The 5,262-nt window shown below is 57.1% G+C and carries 4 protein-coding genes; 2 read left to right on the forward strand and 2 right to left on the reverse strand.

All coding sequences use genetic code 11. The features are described 5' to 3' along the window. Window positions 1–246: 246 nt before the first annotated feature. Together ptcA and ACQRAP_RS08505 are read right to left on the reverse strand one after the other, a co-directional pair. Complete coding sequence (gene ptcA / locus ACQRAP_RS08500; RefSeq protein ID WP_427729224.1) at window positions 247–1,317, reverse strand: putrescine carbamoyltransferase; 1,071 nt, start codon at window positions 1,315–1,317, stop codon at window positions 247–249. A gap of 382 nt (window positions 1,318–1,699) precedes the next feature. Beyond that, window positions 1,700–2,611 carry a response regulator transcription factor gene (locus ACQRAP_RS08505; protein WP_427729222.1) on the reverse strand — a complete coding sequence of 304 codons (912 nt, stop codon included), beginning with the start codon at window positions 2,609–2,611 and terminating at the stop codon, window positions 1,700–1,702. 241 nt (window positions 2,612–2,852) lie between these two features. Between ACQRAP_RS08505 and ACQRAP_RS08510 the strand changes: the two genes are divergently transcribed. Together ACQRAP_RS08510 and ACQRAP_RS08515 are read left to right on the forward strand one after the other, a co-directional pair. Beyond that, window positions 2,853–4,658, forward strand: a complete 1,806-nt coding sequence (locus ACQRAP_RS08510) for an amidohydrolase (RefSeq protein ID WP_427729220.1) — start codon at window positions 2,853–2,855, stop codon at window positions 4,656–4,658. A 106-nt stretch (window positions 4,659–4,764) separates the two neighbouring features. Then, window positions 4,765–5,262, forward strand: a 498-nt coding sequence (locus ACQRAP_RS08515) for a helix-turn-helix domain-containing protein (protein ID WP_427795389.1), incomplete at its 3' end; no start/stop codon positions are given.

Here is a 5,262-nt window from a genome sequence, read left to right on the forward strand (position 1 = left end):
GTTTTCAGACAGGGCGCCAGTGCTTACGCGCAGTGGCGCAGATGATGGGCGGCAAGAGACAAGCATCTGCTGCCGCCCATCAGAAAGCATCGCACAGGCCATACCACACGTCGGTGTAGATGAAGTCGGCGCCCTTGATGCACTCGGTTGTCGTCGGAGACTTTGCAGTTCTCCTCTCCGATGGCCATGAGGTCGCCCATCTCCTGCGAAGGCGGGCGAGCCGTAGCTCGCCCGACCTGGTACGTCTTACAGACCGTGCTTACCGAGGGCCGCCATGCGCTCATTGATGGTGGCGCGGTATGCCGCAGCCTTCTCCTCGTCGGGCTCGCTCTGGGGGCACAGAGTGGCCAGGATGGCGCGAATGGAGTGCTTGCGGTTCTCGGCCTCGACCCAGCACAGGGAGCGCTCGGGATCGTCCATGACCTCGTCGACGACTTCCTCGCCACGGTTGGCGGGCAGGCAGTGCATGAACATGCTGTTCGGACCGGCAACGTTCATCATATCCCAGGTCACCTGGTACTTCGGATAGAACACATCCATGTAGCTGGAGCTGGAGACTTCACTGTCGTAGAGGCCGTACCACACATCGGTGTACACGAAGTCGGCGCCCTCGATGCAGGAAATGTCGTCGGAAATGGTGATGGTGCCGCCGGAGACCTTGCAGTTCTCCTCGCCGATAGCCATGAGATGCTTGCCGAACTCGGCGCGCTCCTCATCGGTGCCAATATGCAGGCAGCCGTCGGGAATCTGATGCCCCTTCGGTCCGAACTGCACGAAATCCATGCCCATCTTCGTGCAGATGAACATGAGCGACGCGCAGGTCTGGGTGGCATCGCCGATCCAGGCAAACTTGCAGTCCTCGATCTTCTTGCCCTCGGGGAGGTTCTCGATCATGGTCATGAGGTCGCCGAGCTCCTGGGTGGGATGGTTGTACTCGCTCATGCCGTTGATGACGGGGGCCGCGGAGTACTTCGCCAAGCTCACTACATCCTTATGACGATCGACGCGGGCCATGAGGATGTCGACGAGGCTTCCCATAACGCGGCCGGAGTCCTCGATGGACTCATGGCCACCCAGCTGGATGGAGCCGGGGCCGAAGAACTCGGCGTGACCGCCGAGGTCGGTCATGGCCGTCTCGAAGGAGATGCGGGTACGGGTGGACACCTGCTGGAAAATCATGCCGAGGGTCTTGTCCTTCAGCAGGTGCGGGTACTCGCCGCCCTCCTTGATGAGCCCCTTCATGGCGATGGCCAGATCTACCATGCCGAGCAGCTCTTCTTTTGTGAAGTCGTTGGTGTCGATGTAATCTTTGACCATTGAAATCTCCTTCAAAATTCGTTGGCCGGACCGCCCCTTGCGGACCGCGCTCCCATGAAGCGCCCCGAAATGAGCGAGACGCTCCCTTGCGCCACACAGCATGGGGCGCACCCGTAGTTTTGAGAAGAAATAACCAGGATTATTTTCAGATTACATTAGCTCACCGCACACCTTACCCTGGCTAATCCTAGCTAATCCTAACTAATCCTAACTAGTCCTAACGCCTAGACGGATTGATATTGAACTGGTTTCTTCGCCCTGTGCGCCGCTGTCAACACCTTGCGCCTCCGTTCTAAGGAACCGACGCGCCCGACACCCAAGAATACGTAGACGAGCTGCTCCCGTAGGGGGCGGCCGCATAGCCGCACCGACCCCCAGCCTCTCAGAGCCCGGCCCTCTTGCGGCCGCTCAGTTCCTTTCTAAGTTTTTGCGCAAGCTCGTCTCGGCTACTCACACCAAGCTTGGCGTAAATATTCGATATGTGGGTTTTCACCGTGTTGACGGAAATGCATTCTTGCTCAGCAATCTCCTTGTTCGATGCGCCCTTTTCAAGGAGCGACAACAGTACTTCCTCGCGCTTGGTCAGCCCGTATTCGCGAGCGATCCAGGGCACAAGGGATTCCGCCAACCGCACATTACGTATCCGCCGATGATGTGCAAGAAAGACATATGCAGCCACGGTGAAGCAAAGCGCCATAATCTCAACGGGGACCCTACGAGGAGAGGCAGAGCGCGCGCCGCCCTCCTGTCCAAAGGCCAAATACGTTGCCGCTTCCGCCAAGGCATATATGAGCACAAGTAAGAGCGAGAGAACCCATCGCCATTGGCTCATGTGTCGAAACTCTGCCGCCAAACAGCAGATGCCGTACCCTATTACCCAGATCGCCAACAACCTGGTAAAGAGAAACTCGCGCCATAGTGCAACCGATTCGACTGACGAAGCGCCACTTGCCAAAGCCACCATCATGCAAACTGCCCAAAAAAATCCCTCTACGAGAGAGAAGCTGCGCGAGAGCAAGCTGCCGAGAACGAGCCGATACAAGAGGATTACCACCATGTTGAATGCAACACGGAACATAGGATAGGCGTTTCGTGCGCCCTCGAATTGCATCGCGAATTCCGGAACGAACTCATACATGAATACAGTATTAATATCTATCGTATACGCAAGGAAGGTGAGCGCGACGAAGAGATAGCCCCGCCTGCGCTCGACATAATGCAGAGTCCCATAGGCAGCACTGACAAACGCATAGGCGATGCAACTTGCCACATTGTAGAGAAAAGCGAGGGACACGACTCCTCCTTCATCAAGCGGCAACATTATAGAAGATTTAGCACCCAAAGCTAAAACTACCCCAACGTCCGATTTGTCTCTCTGCATTTTCGCTGTTCAGGGACAGGGGGATAGAAAATCATCCTCCGATTAATCTCAAATCCCTCTCTGTTTTTCTTAACAAAGGACCCCCTGACTCTTAAGGTTGAATTACTGCAGCGCAAAAAAGAGACAGCGCTGCAACCAAATTAAGGAGGGTCTTATGAGCACATCCCATCAGAAGCAACCTCTCAGCCGCCGTCGTTTCGTCATTGGATCGAGCGCCCTAGCGGCTGCCGCGTTCTCGGGCGGACTCTGGGGATGCGCATCCGGGGAGCAGCCTGGATCAAATGCCACGCCCGGTTCCGCCGATCAAAACATTGCCGATATCGTGCTCCGCAACGGCCATGTGCAGACCATGGTGTCAGAAAGCGATGTTGCATCAGCCGTCGCTATCGCGGGCAACAAGATCGTGTACGTGGGCGACGATTCGGGCATCGATGCTTTCGTAGGAGACAAGACTCAAGTCATCGACCTCGATGGCAAGTTCGTCTCCCCCGGCTTCATTGACGGCCACATCCACGCCCCCGCCAACTGGTTCAACGCCCTCTTCCAGATCGACCTGACGGGGCTTACCACCAACGAGGAATACCTCAAGGCAATCCGCGCCTTCGTGGAGGCCCATCCCGACGAGGAGGGCTACATCGGAGCGCCTTTCATGCTCAATGCCTACCAGCTTCCCGACGGCTCGAATCCCGGGCCCTCGAAAGAAGATCTAGATGCCATCTGCCCCGATAAGCCCATTCTCATCCACGACGTCTCCTACCACGCCGCTTGGGTCAATTCCAAGGCCCTCGAAATGGCTGGCGTAACTGCCGACACCCCCGACCCAGAAGGCGGCCTGTTCTATCGCAATGAGAAGGGAGAGCCTTCGGGGTGCGTCTCCGATGCCGCCAAGGGAATTGTGTTCGCCATCATGCCCAACACCATGACCAACGATAAGCTGAAAAAGGCCATGCGCAAATTCATGAAGGAAGCAAACTCCTATGGCATAACCGGCATTACAAATATCACCCAAGGCGGTCTTGATGTTATCGACATGTATCACGAGTTGGAGGACGAGGGCAATTTGACCCTGCGCATGAACGTCGTCCCCACTATGAAAGAAGGCCGCACCTATGACGAGGTGCTTTCCGCCATCAAGTCCTACAACGACTCCGCCACAGACATGATTTCTTCGAATACCGTGAAGATTTTCTACGACGGAGTGACCGAAAGAGGCACCGCCGTCTTCCTGGAACCCTACCAGGAATCAACGGGACTCGGTGATCATTGGTGCGGCGAACCCATCTGGTCTCAGGAAGACTTTACCCGTCTTGTACACGACTTTGATGCAGAAGGCGTTCAGGTGCACGTGCACGCCATGGGCGACGGCGCCGTTCACGGCACCCTTGATGCCTTCGAGGAGGCTCGGGCGACCAATGGGAAGCGCGACGCGCGGCACACGATCACCCACGTATGCGCCATTACCGATGAGGATATCCAGCGCATGGCCGATTTGGATGTAGTGGCGAATCTCCAATTCCTGATGATGTACCACGATGATCTCATGGACCTGGAGCGCGCCTATATCGGCGACGAGCGTGCCATGGCGTTGTACCCAACAAAGCACTTGGCCGAGGCAGGCATCTGCATCAGCGGCTCCTCAGACGCCCCCGTCATTCCATTTGCCCCGCTCGATGCGATCGAGGTTGGCGTTACCCGCAACTCGCCCTATCCCGAGGAAGAGGACACCGACATGACCCGCTGGCCCGAACAGGGGCTCACTGCCTACCAGCTGCTCGAGGCCTACACCAAGAACGACGCCTACCAGAACTTCATGGACGATATTATCGGCACCGTTGAAGTAGGCAAGTTCGCCGATCTCGTCGTGCTGGACACCAACATTCTCGAAGCCGATGCCAAGGCCATCTCTGACACGCGCGTGATCTACACCATCTCCGACGGCCGCATCGTCTACAAGGGATAGAACCACGCCAGAAGGTGCCAGCAATACAGAACGGCTCACAAACCCTCGAACACAAGCCCCCGCGGCTCTGCGGTCATTAGTCCCGCAGAGCCGCGGGGGCCAATCTATGCGACTTCGCAGTCCTTACCGGCACTGCGGCAATACGCAAACACGCAGTATCCCGAAAGGGCTTCTCGCTCTCCAATTTGTTTTAGCGCACTTTACGACCGGCGAGAAAATCAGGTACTACCGTAAGCTTCGCGGGCTCTATCAGGGAGAGCTGGGCGAGAAAATCGGCGTCTCCAAGGGCGCGATCCGTCACTATGAGACGGATTTCAGGACTCCCAAGCAGCCTCAGGTGGAAGCCATCGCCGAAGCTCTCGACAACTCTCCGCTTGCCTGTTGGACTTCAGGGCAGAGAACGCCCGAGACCTCCTGGGCCTCCTTCTGCAGCTGGAGGACGAGTTCGGCATCGTGCCTGTCGAGAATGGATCAGGCCTTTCAATCGATGTATCTGCCGAGAAGGCGCCCGCCGCTGCCCGGCCTCCCTCAGGGTCTCAACGTACATAAGGTCGACGGCCAGCCCCCTCAGCTCGATCCCCGCCCTCAGCCTCGGCCTGCTAGT

The sequence above is a fragment of the Collinsella sp. SGI.180 genome (assembly GCF_050313455.1).
GTDB lineage: Bacteria > Actinomycetota > Coriobacteriia > Coriobacteriales > Coriobacteriaceae > Collinsella.

Bases quoted from the DNA above. Each gene is read 5' to 3' on its own strand.
- ptcA (WP_427729224.1), bottom strand. From the start codon at position 1,317: ATGGTCAAAGATTACATCGACACCAACGACTTCACAAAAGAAGAGCTG.
- ACQRAP_RS08510 (WP_427729220.1), top strand. From the start codon at position 2,853: ATGAGCACATCCCATCAGAAGCAACCTCTCAGCCGCCGTCGTTTCGTC.